Source organism: Clostridium sp. KLE 1755, from assembly GCF_000466465.2.
In the GTDB taxonomy this organism is placed as follows: domain Bacteria; phylum Bacillota; class Clostridia; order Lachnospirales; family Lachnospiraceae; genus Eisenbergiella; species Eisenbergiella porci.
Genome location: NZ_KE992659.1, coordinates 16779 through 36654 on the forward strand (window position 1 = coordinate 16779; position 19876 = coordinate 36654).

Annotated in this window: 18 protein-coding genes; 2 read left to right on the plus strand and 16 right to left on the minus strand. The window is 48.8% G+C overall.

Going from position 1 to position 19876, the window contains the following annotated elements:
* Window positions 1-7 precede the first annotated feature (7 nt).
* A complete protein-coding gene (locus HMPREF1548_RS03165; RefSeq protein ID WP_021634288.1) occupies window positions 8-1843 on the plus strand; it encodes a sensor histidine kinase in 1836 nt (611 codons plus the stop codon).
* 109 nt (window positions 1844-1952) lie between these two features.
* On the plus strand, window positions 1953-2963 hold the full coding sequence (locus tag HMPREF1548_RS03170; RefSeq protein WP_021634289.1) for an NHL repeat-containing protein: 1011 nt from the start codon (window positions 1953-1955) through the stop codon (window positions 2961-2963).
* A 297-nt stretch (window positions 2964-3260) separates the two neighbouring features.
* Here the strand turns inward: HMPREF1548_RS03170 and HMPREF1548_RS03175 are convergent, their stop codons facing one another.
* From HMPREF1548_RS03175 to HMPREF1548_RS30200, 16 genes are all read right to left on the minus strand, one after another.
* Window positions 3261-3944 (minus strand): HD domain-containing protein, encoded by a 684-nt coding sequence (locus tag HMPREF1548_RS03175; RefSeq protein WP_021634290.1) that lies wholly within the window; start codon window positions 3942-3944, stop codon window positions 3261-3263.
* Window positions 3925-4905, minus strand: coding sequence for a DMT family transporter (locus HMPREF1548_RS03180; protein ID WP_021634291.1), 981 nt, complete (start codon window positions 4903-4905; stop codon window positions 3925-3927). The genes HMPREF1548_RS03175 and HMPREF1548_RS03180 overlap by 20 nt, the downstream gene beginning before the upstream one ends.
* 518 nt (window positions 4906-5423) lie before the next feature.
* Window positions 5424-7595 carry a beta-galactosidase gene (locus HMPREF1548_RS03190; protein ID WP_021634293.1) on the minus strand — a complete coding sequence of 724 codons (2172 nt, stop codon included), beginning with the start codon at window positions 7593-7595 and terminating at the stop codon, window positions 5424-5426.
* Between the two features lie 261 nt (window positions 7596-7856).
* Window positions 7857-8087 (minus strand): hypothetical protein, encoded by a 231-nt coding sequence (locus HMPREF1548_RS03195; protein WP_035320859.1) that lies wholly within the window; start codon window positions 8085-8087, stop codon window positions 7857-7859.
* On the minus strand, window positions 8080-8769 hold the full coding sequence (locus tag HMPREF1548_RS03200; RefSeq protein ID WP_035320861.1) for a DUF3990 domain-containing protein: 690 nt from the start codon (window positions 8767-8769) through the stop codon (window positions 8080-8082). Before HMPREF1548_RS03200 ends, HMPREF1548_RS03195 begins: the two co-directional genes overlap by 8 nt.
* 341 nt (window positions 8770-9110) lie before the next feature.
* Complete coding sequence (locus HMPREF1548_RS03205) at window positions 9111-9920, minus strand: tyrosine-protein phosphatase (protein ID WP_021634297.1); 810 nt, start codon at window positions 9918-9920, stop codon at window positions 9111-9113.
* Window positions 9921-9965: 45 nt separating this feature from the next.
* Complete coding sequence (locus HMPREF1548_RS03210) at window positions 9966-10592, minus strand: V-type ATP synthase subunit D (protein WP_021634298.1); 627 nt, start codon at window positions 10590-10592, stop codon at window positions 9966-9968.
* Between the two features lie 79 nt (window positions 10593-10671).
* Window positions 10672-12081 carry a V-type ATP synthase subunit B gene (locus tag HMPREF1548_RS03215; RefSeq protein WP_021634299.1) on the minus strand — a complete coding sequence of 470 codons (1410 nt, stop codon included), beginning with the start codon at window positions 12079-12081 and terminating at the stop codon, window positions 10672-10674.
* 12 nt (window positions 12082-12093) lie between these two features.
* On the minus strand, window positions 12094-13860 hold the full coding sequence (locus HMPREF1548_RS03220) for a V-type ATP synthase subunit A (RefSeq protein ID WP_025488599.1): 1767 nt from the start codon (window positions 13858-13860) through the stop codon (window positions 12094-12096).
* A gap of 78 nt (window positions 13861-13938) precedes the next feature.
* A complete protein-coding gene (locus HMPREF1548_RS03225) occupies window positions 13939-14511 on the minus strand; it encodes a V-type ATP synthase subunit E (protein WP_021634301.1) in 573 nt (190 codons plus the stop codon).
* A gap of 45 nt (window positions 14512-14556) precedes the next feature.
* Entirely contained in the window at window positions 14557-14865 is a 309-nt protein-coding gene (locus tag HMPREF1548_RS03230; protein WP_009251169.1) for a V-type ATP synthase subunit F, read from the minus strand.
* A complete protein-coding gene (locus HMPREF1548_RS03235; RefSeq protein WP_021634302.1) occupies window positions 14865-15296 on the minus strand; it encodes an ATP synthase subunit C in 432 nt (143 codons plus the stop codon). The genes HMPREF1548_RS03230 and HMPREF1548_RS03235 overlap by 1 nt, the downstream gene beginning before the upstream one ends.
* A gap of 101 nt (window positions 15297-15397) precedes the next feature.
* The gene (locus HMPREF1548_RS03240; RefSeq protein ID WP_035320864.1) at window positions 15398-17353 is read right to left on the minus strand and encodes a V-type ATP synthase subunit I; all 1956 of its coding nucleotides are present in this window, start codon (window positions 17351-17353) and stop codon (window positions 15398-15400) included.
* 45 nt (window positions 17354-17398) lie between these two features.
* Window positions 17399-18436, minus strand: coding sequence for a V0D/AC39 family V-type ATPase subunit (locus HMPREF1548_RS03245; protein WP_021634304.1), 1038 nt, complete (start codon window positions 18434-18436; stop codon window positions 17399-17401).
* Between the two features lie 13 nt (window positions 18437-18449).
* The gene (locus HMPREF1548_RS03250; RefSeq protein ID WP_021634305.1) at window positions 18450-18773 is read right to left on the minus strand and encodes a hypothetical protein; all 324 of its coding nucleotides are present in this window, start codon (window positions 18771-18773) and stop codon (window positions 18450-18452) included.
* 258 nt (window positions 18774-19031) lie between these two features.
* On the minus strand, window positions 19032-19523 hold the full coding sequence (locus tag HMPREF1548_RS30200; RefSeq protein WP_025488595.1) for a sporulation initiation factor Spo0A C-terminal domain-containing protein: 492 nt from the start codon (window positions 19521-19523) through the stop codon (window positions 19032-19034).
* Window positions 19524-19876 lie beyond the last annotated feature (353 nt).

The following is a 19876-nucleotide window of genomic DNA, read 5'->3' on the forward strand; positions in this document are numbered from 1 at the left end:
TGATGTGATGAAATTATTGAATAAACTGAAATTTGCTTATCTGTATGATTTGAAGATGGAATATAAGCTTCTTATATCCCACCTTACGCTCTCTGTCCTTGCTATTCTGCTGCTCACAGCGCTGCTGTATACAAATTCCGCGCGTATACTGGAACGCAAATTGCTGAATTCCGCGGAAGCTACTTCGGAAAAGATCACGCTGTCCCTGGAAAATATTATCCAGAAATATGACAACATGACATACAGCTTTTCTATGATGGAAACGGTTACCGATATTTTCTCTCATCCCGGCCCGGACTATGATTACAGCGGTATCCGCAAAGACAGAACCGATTTTGAAAACGCCATGTTTTCCTGCATTCCCATACAAATAAGAAATTCAGTTACCGATTGTGATATTCGTGTTTTTTTTGACGATTCTTTTCCCTATTTCAATAATGCAACCAGATATTCCACCTATTCCTCCATTGAAGAGGAGACCTGGTTTCAGCGTGTTTCCTCTGCATATCACAGGGACCGGACTTCCTTTTATATCCTTTCCTCCAAAGAACTTTCCGGACACGAGGATGAAATTTTTCTGTCCATTGCCCGTGTAATACCAGATAAAAATTATTACCCTTCCCCGCTTGCTGTTTTACGGCTGGATTTTTCTAAAGACTATTTGAATGAGGCCATAAGTCCCAATAATTTTGACAACGCCCTGACCTTTCTCGTATCCGAAGAAACCGGCAGTCTGATCGCATTATCCTCAGCGGATAGAGAACCTCTTTATAAGGAGTTATCCGGCTCCATACCTGTTCCTGATACAGATACGCTGGATTCCTGGAAAAAATTCCGCCTGGGAGGAACCGATTATTTTGTAATCCATCAGTCCCTTCAGTCCTACCCTCTGACACTGATAACGATGCTTCCTTCCCACAGTCTATTAAGTGAATATTATCTTCACCGTAACTTTACTTTTTTTATGGGAGGAATTCTTCTGATTCTCTGCCTCTTTCTGTCAACCATATTATCCAAAACCATGTCAGGAAGAATCATACGGCTTACTTCACGAATGAGGCATGTGAAAAAAGGCGAACTTATTCCGCTGCCATCTTCCATCATTCAGGGCCGTGATGAAATAGGAGAATTAACAAGCACCTATAATTACATGATCCATTCCATGCAGGAGCTGATTGAAAAAGAGTATCTTCTCGGCCAGGAAACAAAAAATGCCGAACTGAAGATACTGCAGGCACAAATTAATCCACATTTCCTGTACAATACCCTGGATATGATTCAATGGTTCGCTGAAGAAGGCATGCTATCCCAAATTGAAGAAGCCGTTTCTTCTCTTGCAACCTTTTACCGGCTCAGCCTGAGCAACGGCAAAGAATTTATACCTCTGCGTGAGGAAACAGAACATGTACGTTCCTATATCCGGCTCCAAAAACTGCGTTTTCCTGATACATTTCTTTATGAAGAGGATTTTGACAGCTCCTTAATGGAATACCTGATTCCCAAAACCACACTTCAACCGCTGGTAGAAAATGCGATCACACATGGCCTGCAGGAGAGTAAAAAAATACCAGGCCATCTGTCCATAAGAATAGAAAGAGAAAATAGAAAAACCATTAAGATCTGTATCTCTGACGACGGGATCGGCATGAAGGAGTCCCCTCAGTTTATTCTGAACGCAGGAGCTGTTCAAGGAAAAAACGGCCATGGCTACGGAATACATAATGTTTCTTCCAGGCTCACTCTTCTTTATGGGCCTGATTATGGACTTTCCTTTGAAAAAAATATGCCGGAAGGCACCATTGCGATTGTCCGCCTTCCCGTTCCTGAAGAATCTGCTTTATAAAGTATGTATATAAAAAGCTGCAAAAGTATCCAATCCCCTCCTCTTTGCGCTCTGTCCATCTTGTGCTATACTTAATCTTATTACTTCTGATGAAAGGCCTGGAATTTACATGAAGAAAAAGAAACCTCATATTCTTCCTGTCTGTATTATAATCTTATTTATCGTAACAGCTGCCGGAGTCCTGCTTTATTTCCGAAACAGGACACAGGAAGCCTTCCTCCAGCTCTCAGAGCTCAGCGAGGCCGCCAAGGACGAAAAGGACATCCCCATACCGGTCAATCCCTACTTTGACCTGAGCGTCCCCACCTATATTACTAAGCTGCAGGATACCTACTTTCTGGTGGACTGCTATCACGATGAAATCATTTACAGCGATTCCCTGGACAGGGAACTGAACGAATGGGAGGTTATGACCGATGAAATCAACCGCGGGCACACCATTGCCAGCGACGGTGTGGTATATGTGACGGATGATACGGAAAATAACCGTATTCTGGTATTCGAAAAAGAGGACGGCCGGTTTATCCACACCCAGACCTTTTCCGATATTGGCATACGCCCCCACTATATCGTTTATGATGAAACAAGCGGTTATTTTTACGCGCTCAGCTCCATGACCGGTGAACTGTATGTCTTTTCCCGGGAAAAAAATTCAACGCGCATGGGCCTGAAGGAAGTCCGTTCCATAGAAAAACTAAATGGTGTCTATGTCCGCTCCTTCACCATCATCGGAAAGGAAATTTATTTTGTTTCCGGCAATTCCACCATCATCCGCGCCCGGCTGAAGGATCTGAAAATCCTGGAGGAATATCCGGTAAGCCCGGAAATTGCGGGGATGGTCCAGCTGACCAAAATAGAGGACTATTACTATATCACCATTTCCACCGATGTGGATTTCAATCAGGATTATGCCACCTTCATCCGTACAAAGGACCTGCATTCCCTTGCTTCCGGCGGTTATGAGGACATTTATGATAACTTTATAGGCGGCGGGACCCCCTACTATATCACCTCCTTCGATGGCCATTTCTACCTGACAGAGCACCGGATTCCGGGGCATTCCGTATGGCAGTTTGATGTGGAAGAGAATGAAATTGTTAATGTTGTACCGATTTTTTAGTATTGAAGTACGTTGCTATATATTGTAAAAAAAGCCGCCATGCATTATATGGTATCATATCAATGCATGTACGGCTTTTTTACATGATGCGGCATTGCAGCACCATCTCATTTTATAAGTCTGCCTCCATCAGAATTTGTAAAAGCCACTCCTGACTCATAAAAATAAGACAGCTGCCAGGCGGAATCCTGCTTTCCCCTGGCAACTGCCCAATTTCTGTCCCCTACATCACTTTTTCAAAAAAATTATATAGGATTTCCATTTATCCCATGATACCGCTTATTCTTCTGCACACTGCTAACAGTCCTTTAGCACCTCCGAAAGCCGTTCCTTCCCCATCCGGTAAGTCCCCTCAGCCTCCATCAGTAAACTGCCGTAAAAAGCTTCCGCCGCAGCCCGCCTCTTTACCGCCAGCTTTGTTCCCCGCTCTGTAAAAAAACGATCATATAACTTTTCCAGCTTACGCTTATACTCCCTGAAAAAGCAATCCTCCCCGTCTCCGGAACCATCATTGACACTTCCGTCACTGTTCATAGTATAAAGAGGACATCCCATCTCTCCCGCATAAAGCAATGTCCGCGCTATCCCTATGGCCCCTGTCACATCCAGCTTGTCCGCATCAAACAATATCTTCGCTTCCACCGAAACAGGAGGGTTTTTTGAACGATACCTGTGCGCGGCAATCGCTTCCTTCACCAGCCCGGCCCGCTCCTGCGTCCACCCACAATCCATGAGGAAGGCAAATGCCTTATCACCACCCACAGCCGCATGGCACAAAGTCGGATTCTCAAACTGCTCTCCCCGTCCGATATCATGCAGCAGGCACGCCGTAATTAAAATCTCGTAATCCACATCCTGCTCATACGCCGCGATATCCAGCGCCGTATACAACACTCTGTAAATATGCTCCTTATCATGGGCGCTGTCATTCATACAGGAAAGCATATACGCCTCAGTTTTTTCAAACGCTTTCCAATTCATCCTGACTCCTCTCTTTTGCCGTGCCTGCCGAGCCGTTTACGATCATGATCCCCACACAGACAAGAAGCAAAGCCGCCACTCCCGTAAGCCCAAAGGCCTGGCTGCTCTCTCCCAGAAACAACGCGGAAAGCAGAACCCCGAATACAGGATTCATAAATCCAAACACCGCAACCCTCGCCACCGGATTATATTTCAGAAGAATTCCCCACAGCGTATACGCGGCCGCTGATATAAACGCCATATAAAGAAGAAGCCCCAGCGCCGGAAGTCCCGCGCCTGCCAAACTGATGCGCCCTCCCATCGCCAGCCCGAATCCTGTGAGCAATATTCCTCCGCAAAGGAACTGATAGCCACTCAGCGTCACCGGATTTTCGTTTTCCGAATAACGCTTGATTAACGCAGAGGAAAAAGCATAGCTCACCGCAGAGAGGAAAATAAATCCTTCCCCTAAAAAGGACAGATTCATATCCAGGCTCCCGCTGCTCAGATTAATAATCACCACGCCTGCAAAGCCGGCGATACAGCCAATCACCTTTTTTGCCGTAAGCTTTTCCATATGGAACACCACCACAGCCACCAGAATCGAAAGAAAAACATTCGACGCGCCAATAATGGAAGATTTCACCCCGGAGGTATGGGCCAGGCCGATATAAAAGAAAATATACTGCGCCACTGTCTGTACCAAAGCCAGCTTAACCACCATGTGCAGACTTGTCCTGGCAGGCACCAGCGGCTTCCTGCCTATCAGACTCCCGAAAAGAATCACAAGAATCCCCGCCAGCGTAAAACGGGTTCCGGCAAACACGATCTGTGACGCGCTGTCCGATGCACCGATGGAAAACAGACTGTATCCAATCTTAATACAGGGAAAAGCGCTCCCCCAAAGAAAGCAGCAAACCAAAGCACAAACAAATACCACCCAAGTCTTACTCATATACATCTTCATACCAGAACTTTTCATAACTTCAACTCCTTCATTTTATCTCCGCTCCCAGATCGCAGCCCTGTTCCAAAGCCACGCCCCAAAAACTCCCCGCTAATTTCCCACGTTCTTCTACCATACTGCCTTTCCACCCATTTTGCAACCCCCTCTCCCCCCAATTCAAGCCGATTCAATAAGTTCAGCCGCCCCCACCAATAATCCACTGAGACTAAACGGTAAACAATATACCTCATTTTATCTCCGGGATAATCGCCGCCCAATTGCCTCTCCGCCCGGATACCCAGCCTGTCTGTACAGCATAATCCCAGACAGTTCATCGGCTGCCGGGAATTTCTCGGGCACGGAATGCTTCCCGGGCAAAAAAACAGAAGCCTTTACCTTATTTGTAAAAGCTCCTGTTTCCTGTGTTGTTTCACCGGCTCATCCGCTGACCCGCCGGAAAAATCTGACCTTCTCCAGCTTCTTTTGCCAACCTGCCCTACAGGTCTTATCTATATTTTTTTCTTCTATATTTCTCTGAATTATCGGCATATAATTTACAGTTCTGTTTTATATTCCGCAACCGCCTTCACTCCCCGCAGCGCGCAGCCCTTTTCCACCGGAAGATCATAATAAACCTGGTTGTCATAAGGATTGGGAATCGGACTATCGCTGGAATATATCCGCAGCACCAGGCTGACAGGGTAATCGAAGCGCTTCAGCGCCGCATGCCATGTCTCTCCGTTGGTAAACCAGTCATCCGCCAGACGGCCATCCAGATAAAGCTCCGCCCTGTCGCCCACATAATCCGCTTCCAGATACAGCTGGTGAAGTTTATCCACAGGAACAGCCCCAATACACACCTCATATTCACAATATTCGGCAGCTTTACCGACAGCTTCGCTCCCCGCTCGGTTTTCTGCATCCGTCTCCAGCGGCGTAAAGCGGACAGGCACATCTGTCTCCTGCGCCTTCACAGTGAAAACCTTCGGCCCGCCTTCCGCTCTATAACAGATCACCTTTTCCTGTGCATGGCTGGAAATCAGATATATTTTTCCTTCCTGCTCTATCAGACAGCTGTCCTGATATTCCGTCACATACAACGCATCGCCCAGACGGCAGGCCCTGGCCGCCTGTTCCTCCGTCAGCGTGACCACATCCCCGGCTTCCCCTCTCCACTGATAAAAAGGATTTTCACAGACTTCCTTACTTCCATAGAAAAAGTACCTGCTGCCCAGACGGCATAACAAAGAAGCGTTGGTTTTTTCCAGAAAAGCCTCGCCCACAGGCAGGGAAAAAGGAATCACCGCACAGCTTCCCGGCTTCAGGAAAAGATGGTCAATCACCAGCTCCCTTTCCGGGAAAACCAGCTTTACGGCCGCATCCTTCCGTTCCTCCATCCGGCGCTTTCTCTGATGATTATTAATAAAAAGGAAGCCTGTCCGGCTCTCAGGGTTCACCCGGGCCGTGGTGCGTAGTGTATGTAAATCCTCCGGCGACTCGGGAAGCTTTTCCGGGAAACAGGTTTCACTCCCCGCCAGCTCTTCTCCGAAATCCTGGAGCAGCAGATGCAGCCTGCGCAGCCTTCCATAGCTTTCATTTACCTCGCCGGATTCCCTGATACAGGTCTGGAAATCATAGCTTTTTACCGGCAGATCATTATTATACCCCGTAGCCCTGGATTCCTGAAGGGTTGTTTCCTTTCCCTCCGGATTGATGCCGCCGTGGTACATATAATATCCCAGCAGATTGGCCCCGCCGCCCAGCATACAGAGCGCCTGGGCTTCAATATCTTCCGGCCAGGGATAAGTTCTTCTGTGAGAGGTTGGCTGCAGCCCGCCGCCAAGCTCTGCGGTCAGATAAGGATTTCTGCTGATGTCAAAGGTAAACTGCCTGCTCTCCTGTCTCTTCAGATCGGAACCGATATTTTCATCCTGTTTATAGGACGAAAATAAAAAGTTGGCGCTGGCGGGCATTTCCTGCACATGCTCCGCCCAGGGCGCATCCACATAGCCGCCCAGCACCGGAAGTGTATCTCCGTCCACAACGATACCACCGCCCCATCCGGTAGAGGTATAATAAGGAACCTCCATTCCGGCTTCCAGCGCCATCCTTTTCAACGTGCGCATATGCTCCATGCATTCCTCCTGGGAGGAAGGGCCGCCTCCGCAGTGTCCGTATTCATTTTCCAGCTGGATGCCTATAATTGGGCCTCCGTCCTTTGCCATCTCTCCTGCCGCCTGCTCCCCGATCTTCTGATAGAGGCGGCGCACCTCCTTCAGATAGCCGGGATCATTGCTGCGCAGCCTGCTGCCGAATTCTTCCGTCAGCCAGTCCGGGAACCCGCCGTTGCGGCATTCCCCATGGGCCCAGGGCCCGATGCGCAGCCACACCTGCATGCCAACTCTGCGGCAGGTCTCCAGAAAGCCCCGCAGATCACGGCAGCCGCCAAAGTCCCACTCACCGCGCCTTTCCTCATGGTGGATCCAGAAAACATAGGTTGCCGTCACCGTGATGCCGCCCGCTTTCATCTTCAGCAGTTCTTCCTCCCAGTCCTCCGGCTCATATCTGGAAAAATGAAACTCCCCCATCACCGGCAGAAAACGTCTGCCGTTTTTCATCAGGCTTAAGTTATCCACCTCATACAGATTTCCCTGACTATCTTTTCCACACATGGGGAGCTTCACTGCTTCCCTCATTTTTCCTGTAATCCTGATTGTGTTGTCCATACCTTTCCCTTCCTTTTTTTATCCTCAGTCCGGAGACTGTAACGACTCCGGCGTTTTATGCCGGCATTCCTGAATCACTTTTTTACAGCCAGCGCAATGCACTGCGCCTCCATCACCCTGCTGCCGGAGGAATAGCACCATTCATTGGCAACGACGGAAAGCGGATACCTTTCATAGAATGCCTATATTACATCATTCCAGCTCTCCACTGTTTTTCCCTGTCAGGATACGAAATACTGGCCGTCTCTGATATACCCGATCCTATGCCATCTCGGCAAAATATCTGTCTGCAATATATTCAGCCGATTCAGCCCAAAGAGCATTTTCTGTTTCCTGCAGAATCCTATATGTTTTCGAACAATAAAACCGCAGCATCGCCTCTTCAAAAGTTATCTTTAAATTTTCCTGCAGAATATCGACTACCGCCCTGATTTGAATACATACATTCATCGTTATATCTTTCCCCTGAAATGTATAAATCACATCACTCATAGAACGTCCTCCTTACTAATTTTAAACTTTCCAATGCCTTTTTATTATGAAATGATATCTGATTATTAACATTATTATATCTGAGTCTTCCAACCGCCTCATCTGCAGTCAAAATACCTGAAATATATAACTGAACTGTCTCCATCGTATTATCGTCAGCTACCGGGCCAATTACGACATCATAGTTATGCTGTAATCCTCCAATAGAACGATTTTTTCTGATAAATTCCAGCCACTCCTTATTTAACCCATCAAATCGCTTTATATTAAGCAAATCTCCTTCCTCAAAAGAATACTGATATACATAATAACCTTTCGATTTTTCCCGGAGACTGAGCCTATAGGCCCATTCCCTGGCCTGGTTTTCAAGAATCGTAGTATAAAATCCCACCCCAAAATCTCTTCTGTTATGAGATTTATTCAAGTCTATCTGTTCAAATCTTTTCGTTGTTCCATGAAATACGGTAAGACTATGCAAATCCTCCTGAATAATTTGTTCTACATAATTCATCACTTCCTCAAAACCAACCTGATGAAGATACTCATGCTGAATCATAATTTTCTCAAACACCTGATACCGATAAAAAATGTTTATCGCTTCTTCACCGGTAATATGGTTTCTTTTTGCGTAAGTCTCCATTGCCTGAATAGAAAGCATTTCAATATCCGATTGTATGCTCAATTTATTTCCTCCCCCAATGTAACCATTACACCAAAATCAATTTTCCTTAAGTCTCCAAATATGAACTTCATTCAACTACTGTATGTCTCCATATATTGATGCTTCCACATATCCTTCTTCATATACATTATACTTTTAACCATTCCTGAGTGCAAGTAATTGCAGCAGGATGACACAATGCAAAACTCTTTGTTCAAATGCCTAAAATGATTGACAAGAAAAGGCTACCAACTAAAAGAGAAATAAAAAAGAAAACGCCCTCCGCCATTGGAAACACGTTTTCTCAAAAATTTTATAATATTTTTATCAACTGCACCAATACAGATACCCGCACACCGCTTCTACTCCAGATACCTGTCCCTGAGTAGCTCCAGCCTTCCGCCGTCCAGCCCCATTTCCGTTTTCAGGAAATTCTCCATCCCGCCGAAATTTTCATCGATGGCGGCGAATACACTGTAAATATAGCTCTCCTTCACCTGCATCAGCTCCCGGAGGCAGTTGATAAGCTGTGGATTATGCAGGCGTTCCTTCAGCTTTTCCAGATGGCCTTCCACCACGTCCCCGGTAAATTCATTCACCATCATATAATCCCTGACAATGGTTTCCCGCGGCACGCCCAGCGCCGAAAGCAGCAATGCCGTGCCCACGCCTACACGATCCTTACCGGCGCTGCAGTGCCAGAGCAGGGCGCCTTCTCCATGGGAAAGAAGGATTTCAAAAAAGTGCCTGTACTGCTGCCTGGAAAAAGGCTCCATCACCAGGTCACGGTACAGCCCGTCCATATATTCTTCAGCCGCTGTTTCACTGCTGCTCATTTTCTGCACCAGCATTTTCATCATATCAGTTTCCGCGGATTTCTCCCGCGTAATGCCTATGGCCTGATCGCTGAGTATGGGATTCTCCACATACTCTACGCCGGGAAGCACCGGATCCGGCGCCTCCACCTTTTCCTGGCCGGTCCTGAAATCCACATCCGTGCGAAGCCTGTATTCTTCCAGCAAAACCCGCTGATCCTTTTTAGTCATACCGGCAAGCTGGCCGCTGCGAAGCAGCTTCTTCGGCCGTATATGCCTGCCGTCCGCCGCTTCAAAACCGCCTAAATCTCTTGTATTATGCAGCCCCTCCAGGGGAATTCTCGTAATTTCTTTCATCCGGCCTCCTGGGATTTTCCATAACAGCCCCGATACCCGGAACCGTTATGCTTTCTTATTCATATTCCGTTTAATAACCTTCAGTCTGGTGAATTCTTCTCTTTCCTTCTCCTCCAGCGCATTGCTGATGTCCTTTACAAGAACCGTATACGTAGGGATGGTAATATTTTTAAGCGCATTGGCCCGCTTCTGCGTCTTGCGGATATTCATGGCCAGGCGATAGGCCGCATTTTCCACCATGGACAGCTTTATCGTCAGATCCTTTACCTTCAGGAAGCCCTCCCTGGCCCTGTCCACCGATTCCCTGGTGCTGTAAAAACCATAGCTGGGACCGGCATCCTCCGGGGTGTACTCCACCTTGGGAATTTCCGTTCCCATAATGCTCCTGGTTTTAATCCGTATGGAGCTTTCGATGGGCACAGCATGGGAAATTTCCTGGACATAATGGATGCCTACCTCAATGTTTGCCTGCTGAAGGGCCTCATAGGCGTTGGTAAAGGTCTCATTGATTTCGGACTGGATGGCCTTGGCTTCCTCGTTCAGGTTCATCAGCTCCCTGATGAGGATATTCCGCTTCTTATCCATCAGCTCATATCCCTGTTTTGCCAGCTCCAGGGAATTTTTCACTATGATCAGATTTCCCTTGGTAGGGAAAATATTCTTCTCCGCCATGTGCTACCTCCTTTCTTCACAGTACTGCGGCATTCCTGCAAAAACAGTGCCGGATGCAGTTCAAATGCCAAAACTGCCGTCATGCCGGCTGCTGTTCTTTTTCCTCCGCCGGGTAGTACTGTTCCAGAATCTTGGTATTCACACGATCCAGCTCTTCCCTGGGCAGCATATGCAGTAGCTTCCAGCCGATATCCAGGGTTTCCTGAATAGTACGGTTTTCATCCTGCCCCTGGCCCACGAAATGAGCCTCAAAGGCCTTGCCGAACTCCAGATATTTTTTGTCCAGAGGGGAAAGCTCATCCTCACCGATAACGCTGGCAAGCGCCCTGGCGTCTCCCACCTTCGCATAAGAAGCGAAAAGCTGATTGGCCACGTCCTGATGATCCGCCCTGGTATACCCTTCCCCGATGCCGTCCTTCATCAGACGGGAAAGGGAAGGCAGCACATTGATAGGAGGATATACGCTTTTTCCGTTCAGCTCCCTGTCCAGGACGATCTGCCCCTCTGTAATATACCCGGTCAGGTCCGGGATAGGATGGGTAATATCGTCATTGGGCATGGTAAGAATGGGAATCTGCGTTACAGAGCCGTCCACGCCCTCCACAATGCCTGCGCGCTCGTAAATGGTGGCAAGCTCGCTGTACAGATAGCCCGGATAACCCTTTCTGGAAGGGATTTCCCCCTTGCTGGAGGAAACCTCACGCATGGCCTCCGCAAAGGAAGTCATATCCGTCAGAATTACCAGGATGTGCATATTTTTCTCAAAAGCCAGATATTCCGCCACGGTGAGCGCCACCTTGGGGGTAATCAGCCTTTCCACCACCGGGTCATTCGCCAGATTCAGGAACATCACCACATGATCGGATACGCCGCTTTCCTCAAAGGTGCTTTTAAAATATTCCGCCACATCGTATTTTACACCCATGGCCGCAAATACGATAGCGAATTTTTCATCGGAATTGTCTCCCAGGGACGCCTGACGCACGATCTGCGCGGCCAGCTGGTCATGGGGAAGTCCGTTTCCGGAAAAAATAGGAAGCTTCTGCCCACGGATCAGCGTGGTAAGGCCGTCAATTGCGGAGATCCCGGTCCGGATATAGTTCCTTGGATATTCCCTTCTCACCGGATTCAAAGGCTTGCCGTTTACATCCGCCTTTTTTTCCGCCACGATTTCGCCCAGGTTATCGATGGGCTCCCCGATGCCGTTGAAGGTTCTTCCCAGTAAGGATTCCGACAGGCCGATCTCCATGGGACGTCCGGTAAAACGGGTATGGGTATTTTGCAGGGACAGGTTTTCCGTCTTTTCGAAAACCTGTATCACCGCTTTATCATCATTGATTTCCACCACACGGCCCAGCTTCTTTTCCTGCAGGCCGTCGTTTCCTGTGGAGGTAATTTCCACCACCTCGTCAAAGGAAGCTCCCTGTACGCCTTCCAATACTACAAACGGGCCGTTCACACTGCTCAGGCCCAAATATTCTACTGCCATGACGTGCCTCCTTTACGCATTTCTGGCAATGACATCATCGTAGAATTTGTCGATTGCCTTTCTATAATCATCAAATTTGTCCAGCCTGTTATTTTCCACATCGAACTTAATGGAAATCACCCGGTCAAAAATCGGATCCTCCTTCAGCACGGACATGGGCATACCCATGGAAATCAGGACCTTTGATTTCTGGTACAGATAAAGTATTGTTTCCATCATCAGCTTCTGCTTTGCCAGGGGCACGCAGGTGTCCTCCGGATGGAACGCATTCTGCTGCAGGAAGCCCAGGCGGATCACTCTGGCAATTTCCAGGGTCAGCTTCTGATCATCGGGAAGCACATCGCCACCGATCAGCTTGACGATTTCCATCAGGCTGCTCTCCTGGGTCAGAATGGAAACCAGCTGGTTCCTGTTATCGATAAAATCGCTCCCCACATGGTCCGCATACCAACTGGCCAGATCGGGCAGGTATTCACTGTAGCTGGACAGCCAGCTGATGGCCGGGAAATGCCGCTCATGGGCCAGCGCCTTATCCAGCCCCCAGAAGCAGCGGACAAAACGCTTTGTATTCTGCGTTACCGGTTCGGAGAAGTCGCCGCCCTGGGGGGATACCGCACCAATAATGGAAACGCTTCCCTCCGTGCCGTTTAAGTTCTGAACCATACCCGCTCTTTCATAAAAAGCGGACAGACGGCTGGCAAGATATGCCGGGAAGCCTTCCTCCGCGGGCATTTCCTCCAGACGTCCGGAAAGCTCACGAAGCGCCTCCGCCCAACGGGAGGTGGAGTCCGCCATGATGGCTACATGATACCCCATATCCCTGTAATACTCCGCCAATGTCACGCCTGTATAAACGCTGGCCTCACGGGCTGCCACAGGCATGTTGGAGGTATTGGCGATAAGTACGGTCCTGTCCATCAGGGGATTGCCCGACTTGGGATCGATCAGCTTGGAAAAGTCCTCCAGGACCTCCGTCATTTCATTACCCCGCTCGCCGCAGCCGATATATATGATAATATCCGCATCCGACCATTTGGCAATGGAATGCTGCGTCATGGTTTTCCCCGTGCCGAAGCCGCCGGGAATTGCCGCCGTACCTCCCTTGGCAATGGGAAACAGCGTATCCAGGATTCTCTGCCCTGTCACTAACGGCTGGGAAACCGGAAACCTTCTCGCTGAAGGGCGGGGCCGCCTGATGGGCCACTTCTGCACCATGGTCAGGTTCACCTCCGTGCCGTCCGCCTTCTGCAGGACAGCCAGCGTGTCATTGATGGTATATTTACCGTCCGCAGCCACGCTTACAAGATATCCGTCCATGCCTGGAGGCACCATCACCTTATGGATGATGGCAGGGGTTTCCGGCACCTCGGCGATAATGGTTCCGCCGTAGACCTTATCACCCTTCTTCACCACCATGGTGGTATCCCATTCCTTATGCACATCCAGGGAATCCACGGCGAAGCCCCTGCTGATAAAATCACCTGATACCTTCGCCACCTCGGAAAGAGGCCGTTCGATACCGTCAAAAATATTATTGAGGATGCCGGGGGCCAGCGTTACGGACAGCGTGGCTCCTGTTCCCGTAATGATTTCACCGGGCTTCATTCCTGAGGTTTCTTCATATACCTGGATTGTTGTAAATTCCTTTGTCAGGGAAATCACCTCGCCTATCAGCCGTTCCTCCCCTGCATAGACCATTTCCCCCATTGAAAAACCAACATCGCCTTTTATCGTAATAACAGGCCCGTTGATACCATAAATCTTTCCTGTTCTTTCCATTACAAGCTCTCTCTTTCTGCCGCTTTTACAGCCTGCGGCGGTTATCAGGAGCATATCCCGTAAGCCGCAGCACACGCATCAGCTTTTGAATACAAACGCCTCTTCCGCTTCCTTCAGCTTCGTCTCAAAGGACTGGTCTATCAGTATATTCCTGGTGCGGATCAATGCACGGATGCCTCCGCCGAACCCGTATTTGCTCACTTCAACCGTTGTGTTGGTCATGGAGGCAAGAGAGTTCAGCTTGCCGGAATCGGCGGGATCAATATAGATGAGCACCTCCTCATCGCCTGCAAACTGCTTCGCCTTCCGGATTTCCGCCACCAGATAATCCTGGTACTCCCTGGTGTCCATATAGCGCTCCAGCTTATCCCGTACCTCGGTAAAAAGCTTTGCCTTCAGCTCTTCCGAAAGCTCGCTCACCTTTTCCCGGATTCCCAGCTGCGCCCTGGCAATTTCGGTATTCTGCTTTTTCTTAAAGCTGTCCTCGGAAAGCTTTACCTGAAGCTCTGCCTTCCTGGTGCTTTCTTCCTTATGTTCTTCAAACGCCTTTTCCAGGGCCTTTGTATAATCCTCAAGGATTTTGGCATTTCTGGCGTTGGTGCTCTCTGTCGTCACATCCAGAAAATGCTTTAACTTTTCCTCTGTTGTCATAAAGCCTTCCTCCTATAACTCGCTGCCGCTGCGCAGCCCTGCCCGTCACAGCTTGATACCGATTGCCTCATTTACATACGCCGTGATAAAATCCGACCTCCGGCCGGTACCATGCCTGTCAGGTATCTCAACCACAAGCGGCACTTTACAATTCAGCTTCACATTGTTGACGACATCCGGAAAATCCCTTCCGAATTTTTCCGTAAGAAGCAGGATACCGATTTCCTTATCGGCAAGCACCTTGTCGATTTCTGCCTTCAGCTCCTGTTTCTCATGAACCACCGCACCCTCTACGCCGGCAAGCCTCATGCCGGTGTAGGTATCAATGTTGTCGCTGATAAGATACATTTTCATTACAGCTTACCAAGGATCATGAAGGCAATGATCAGACCGTACAGGCAGACACCTTCGGCAAGACCTACGAAAATCAGGGACTTACCAAGGATGGAGGAATCTTCACTGATTGCGCCCAGCGCTGCGCTTGCCGCACTGGCTACGGCGATACCGCCGCCCACGCAGGAAAGGCCGATGGAAAGGCCGGCAGCCAGATAGCCAAGGCCTGTTGCGGTTCCTGCAGCAGCCGCTGCCGTCCCTGCGGTCTCCGCTGCAAAGGCGTTGCCTCCGAACATCACAAGTCCGGCGCCGAGCATCAGGCCGAAGAATGCCAGCGCATTCACCGCCAGGGAGATTTTATATCTTCTTTTGCTTCTCTCCCCTTTAAAATACATCCTGAAAGGAACTACAATGCTTAAAATCAATGCTGTGAATAACAAAACTTTTGCCATGATAATGACCTCCTTAAAATCAATCAGTTTTTATGTGGTGTAGCTTTTTTATGTGGTACAGCTTTTTTTGAACGATTTGCCAAAGCCGCCCCGTCTGTGCATCAGCTGCTCTTTGCCGCCTTCGCATACGGCTTGAACTCCCTGCCGTCGCCCTTATAGAAACGGCTGAAAAATTCATAATACTGAAGACGCAGGCCCTGGATTCCAACAATCAGGCCTTCCATGCCCAGTACGATCAGGTTGCCGATAATAACTACGATAATATTGGGGGTTCCCCCGTTTTCCGCGCCAGCCAGCATCATGACCACCTGCATCATGGCGGCGTGGCTCACCGCAAAGGCGCCGATACGGACAAAGGAAAGCGTATTGGAAAAATAGCTGAGCAGCACTTCAAACATTTCAAAAAATGCCTGTACCACAAACATTCCCTTTCCGCCTTCAATCAGCTCCTTCTTTTTGTTCAGCTTGTTCGTCAGCGGCTCCTTGCAGGCAATCACCAGAAGCGGCACCACGAACATCACAACAAGCACGATTCCTGCCGGAAGGGCATTTCCTGTCATATACAGGACCACCACTGCGGCAACCGCACCGTAAAATACCAGCCCGGCCACGCCGTTGGTATCAAACAATGCCTCACCCAGCTGCTTTGCGCGCAGACTGTTGATGATGTGGAAAACCATCATCAGGATCACCAGCCCCATGCCCAGCGCCACCGCCACCACGAAAACCGTATTCAGGTTCCCGATAAAGGGCAGCGTGGTCATGGCCTCCGTAGGCCGCAGCCACAACGGCTCAATCACATCCTCAAATCCGAACACACTGCCGAAGCAGAAACCGAATATCGTGGAAAAAATACCGCAGCTTCCCACAATGGCCGCCAGATTGAGCTTTTTGAATTTATACAGAAGCATACCGCCGATAAACAGGCACAGCCCCTGTCCCACGTCCCCGAACATGGCTCCGAATATGATAGAATAGGTCACCGCCACAAATATCGTGGGATCAAATTCCTGATAATTCGGCAGGCCGTACATCCGGATAAACATTTCAAAGGGTTTGAAAATCCTGGGATTCTTCAGCTTTGTGGGCGGTTTGCGGAATCTGTTTTCCAGGCTTTCGTTCTTGCCGTCCTCCACCATGCAGAAAACATCGGCATCCCCTTCGATTTCCTTTTCGAACCGTTCCGCATCTTCCCTGGTCATCCAGCCGCAGAGGATGAAGAAAACCGTGTCCTTTGCCTTCGTAAAGGCTGCTAAGCGGCGCACATCAAAATATTCCGCGCTGTCAGAAATCGTTTCGGCGGCAGCAAGCATCTCTCCCCCACGCGCCATGAGCTTTTCCTGAAAAGAATCCTCTATCTGTGCAAGGCTCTCCTCCAGCTCCTTCTGCCGTCTGGTCAGGGCTTCGAACGCTTCCTCCACCGTGCCTTCATAATCATCATCAATGAAGGTACGCTCAAAATGAAGGGATGCATAAACCGCATCCACCTTCTCTTCTTCCGCGGCAGGGACGAAATAAACGCCCCAGATATAATTCTCATCTCTTCCGCATTCATCAAAGATGGTGCAGATATCATCCATCAGATATTCCTTCAGTTTGGAATAGGATTCCACAGGAATTTTCCCGAAACGGAATTTAATATGCTTGAAATGAAGAATGGACGCCACATCATAATGCAGATTCTGGAATGGCCTGATATTCACCAGCAGCTCCACAACTTTTTTCCGCTCGGCTTCCAGCCCGCTTTTCTGCGCCCTGCATTTTTCCAGTTCTGCATAAAGCTCCTCAGTCAGGGCAACAGCAGCCTGCGTTTCCATTCTTTTTCCCGACGGCGCAGCGTTCCCAATCTCCCGGACGCGGCCGGCCAGTTCTTCCGCCCTGGCCAACACACCCCGGTAAGGATTGCTGTCCGCACAGGGAGTGATATTTTTAAGATCTTTAAGCTCTGATAAAGTATTCTCCAGCTGAATCTCGTACCGGGAAAGATACTGGGAGGTCACCCTGTCAATCTCTTCCTTTGGTCCGACGATGCTGATAAACTTCATTTTTTCTACCACTGCTCACACCTCCTGTACAGGCGTAACTGTCCAGTCCCTTCACAGTCACGCCAGATATTCCTTAATCCGTTCTGCGGCCAGGCCGTAGCGGACGCATTCTATTACCTTAATTACCTTATTGACCTCCTGCTCCTTCTGGTACAGGTATGTATCCAGACAGGCTACAGAATAGGGCTGTGTGCGCAGATTCAGTGCATGCACTTTGTCCATCAGCCGGCCGCAGATGCCCTCCAGCTGGGCTGTGCCCGCCTCCTGCATATCCCTTCCGTAAACGGTGCCCTGCAACACATCCATGAAATCCTTGGCGCTTTCCGCCTCCACCAGTTGCTTCACCTGGGAAGTGGAAAGCCTGTAGTGGATGGGAATCAGGAATTCATAAATATCGGCGGGCGCCATATGATAATACTTTCCCGCCCTGTGGATCCACTGGATATTCAGCGTGTCTGCCTCCAGCCCCGCCGACCTCTGGATCACCTGCAGATCCGCCTTCTTCAGATGCTTCCTGGCATCCAGCCAGAGCTGTTTGAAAAAAAGCATATCCAGGGCGCTCTCATAATCAAAAAGATTCGCTTTCCCTGACCGGCCGACCATCTCCAGCGTTTTTCCATAGATGGTTTCCTGGAGCAGCCCAATCAGGCCCTCCACGCTTTCCGCCTGCATCAGCACATTGGGATCCATTTCCGAATGCCTCTCAAACACCGCCTGATAGGCAGACAAATCAATATCCGCCCTGTCCTCGTTACTGTCAAACAGATAACGCAGCACATTTTTCAGAAAGATTACTTCATAGCGCATGAAATAATCCTCAAGGAAAACTCTCTGTTCCAAATCAGCAAACCGGTACAGCTTGCCGAAATCATAATAAAGCGACTGCTTTACCAACGCTTCCGCCGCACCCCTGTGCAGATGAGCCTCATCCTTGTCAGCCAACACCTTCTCATAAGAAGGCATTTTTTTCAAATAAGAAAGGACTTCCGGTACGCTGTGCAGATCACTCATTTCACGGAACTGCTCCGGCGAAAGCAGACGGCCCTTCATGGCCTTCACCTTCGTGGATAGCCCGCTGTAACGGAATAAACTCATAATACCTGTCCTTTCAGATACGGACCATTTCCTTCACAAGCCCGTCACTCATTTTTTCGTGTTCCCTGTCATACTTGCGCTGCAGATTCTCCAGCCGCTGCGCTGTTTCCTCCTTCAGGCCGGCGAGCGCTTCTTCTTTTTCTTTTTCAAGCTTCTGCTGCAGTTCATCAAGCCTGCGTTTCGTCTCAGCAGCCAGCCTGTCATCGAAATCCTTTGTTTTCGCCTCCATTTCGGCAGAAATTTCTTTCTTTCGAACTTCTACCGCTTCATTCATCCGGTTGGCAGTATCTTCAATCTCCGCCAGCCTGCTGATCACTTCATCTACGGCTTTTTCCATACGCTACCTCCTGCCTTTATATCGTCAATATGCCCATTCTTTTCAAATCAGTTTGTCATATTGCCCATATCAACTAAGTATACCACCGACAAATTCAAACCACAATATGCATTATTCACAAACAAACAATGTTCACTTTCCTTTTTTTGAGCACAAGAAAAGCGCCCGGTTGCCGATTCCAGACGCTCTTTAGATCTTTTTCTCTATATCCCTGATTTTCTTTTCTGCGCACCTTCTAAGTCCTCCTGTTCCTCGTTATCAGGATAGAAATGAAGTTGTGTCATGTAAAAGATAATCCGCCATTCTTGTAATAAATTCAGCATTAGTCGGACGTTTTCCTTCCGTCTGACAATAACCGAACAGATTTTTATGTTCTCTTTCATCTCCCCGTTTCCAGGCAGACTCAATAGCATGTCTTACGGCATGCTCCACTTTTTCCTTTGTTGTTTTGTGCTTTTTGGCGACCTCCGGATATAGCCTTTTGGTAATTCCATCCAGCGCCTCCATGTCATTAAGGCAGATCTCAAGAGCGGTCTTAAGATACTGATATCCTTTCAGATGCGACGGCATTCCAATTCTTGAAAGAAGCCGTTCAATACGCCTTTGTGCAGAGCCACTCCCCCTATTGTCTCCACCAGGCGCCCCGTAGGATAAAATGATCTGAAGATCCTTGTCCTGCCTTAGTAACTGGGTAAGTTGAAATATGTGTGACTGATTACAGTCAGACACAGATACCCACATACAACTCATATGCTTTCTCCTCTCGTATCATTCCCCACAAAATTGTATTAATAATTAGCAGTTGCTTTACTATTATATCAGATAATTTTTATTTGTAAAGGTAATTTATGGCACAATTTTAGAAAAATTTTATTTTTTCCGTGCCTTTTATGGCACCAACCGGGATAGATAGGTAGTTGCATGGTTGGATTTTGGGGGTGTTAAAACCGGCCTCGGGCAGTTGGGAGTGTGGTTTGTGGGGCGGCTTTGGGCCTGCGGCCGGGATGTGGCGGGGCTTTTTGGATGGGGCGGGCGGCGGTGGGAGGGTTCCTGTAAGGGTCGTATAAAAACGCCGGTCCTTGCGTTGTGTCCTTTACAACGCT

Excerpts from the sequence above, each read along its gene's own strand:
- HMPREF1548_RS03165 (WP_021634288.1), top strand. The coding sequence starts at position 8 with ATGAAATTATTGAATAAACTGAAATTTGCTTATCTGTATGATTTGAAG.
- HMPREF1548_RS03170 (WP_021634289.1), top strand. The coding sequence starts at position 1,953 with ATGAAGAAAAAGAAACCTCATATTCTTCCTGTCTGTATTATAATCTTA.
- HMPREF1548_RS03175 (WP_021634290.1), bottom strand. The coding sequence starts at position 3,944 with ATGAATTGGAAAGCGTTTGAAAAAACTGAGGCGTATATGCTTTCCTGT.
- HMPREF1548_RS03180 (WP_021634291.1), bottom strand. The coding sequence starts at position 4,905 with ATGAAAAGTTCTGGTATGAAGATGTATATGAGTAAGACTTGGGTGGTA.
- HMPREF1548_RS03190 (WP_021634293.1), bottom strand. The coding sequence starts at position 7,595 with ATGGACAACACAATCAGGATTACAGGAAAAATGAGGGAAGCAGTGAAG.
- HMPREF1548_RS03195 (WP_035320859.1), bottom strand. The coding sequence starts at position 8,087 with ATGAGTGATGTGATTTATACATTTCAGGGGAAAGATATAACGATGAAT.
- HMPREF1548_RS03205 (WP_021634297.1), bottom strand. The coding sequence starts at position 9,920 with ATGAAAGAAATTACGAGAATTCCCCTGGAGGGGCTGCATAATACAAGA.
- HMPREF1548_RS03210 (WP_021634298.1), bottom strand. The coding sequence starts at position 10,592 with ATGGCGGAGAAGAATATTTTCCCTACCAAGGGAAATCTGATCATAGTG.
- HMPREF1548_RS03215 (WP_021634299.1), bottom strand. The coding sequence starts at position 12,081 with ATGGCAGTAGAATATTTGGGCCTGAGCAGTGTGAACGGCCCGTTTGTA.
- HMPREF1548_RS03220 (WP_025488599.1), bottom strand. The coding sequence starts at position 13,860 with ATGGAAAGAACAGGAAAGATTTATGGTATCAACGGGCCTGTTATTACG.
- HMPREF1548_RS03225 (WP_021634301.1), bottom strand. The coding sequence starts at position 14,511 with ATGACAACAGAGGAAAAGTTAAAGCATTTTCTGGATGTGACGACAGAG.
- HMPREF1548_RS03230 (WP_009251169.1), bottom strand. The coding sequence starts at position 14,865 with ATGAAAATGTATCTTATCAGCGACAACATTGATACCTACACCGGCATG.
- HMPREF1548_RS03235 (WP_021634302.1), bottom strand. The coding sequence starts at position 15,296 with ATGGCAAAAGTTTTGTTATTCACAGCATTGATTTTAAGCATTGTAGTT.
- HMPREF1548_RS03245 (WP_021634304.1), bottom strand. The coding sequence starts at position 18,436 with ATGAGTTTATTCCGTTACAGCGGGCTATCCACGAAGGTGAAGGCCATG.
- HMPREF1548_RS03250 (WP_021634305.1), bottom strand. The coding sequence starts at position 18,773 with ATGGAAAAAGCCGTAGATGAAGTGATCAGCAGGCTGGCGGAGATTGAA.
- HMPREF1548_RS30200 (WP_025488595.1), bottom strand. The coding sequence starts at position 19,523 with ATGAGTTGTATGTGGGTATCTGTGTCTGACTGTAATCAGTCACACATA.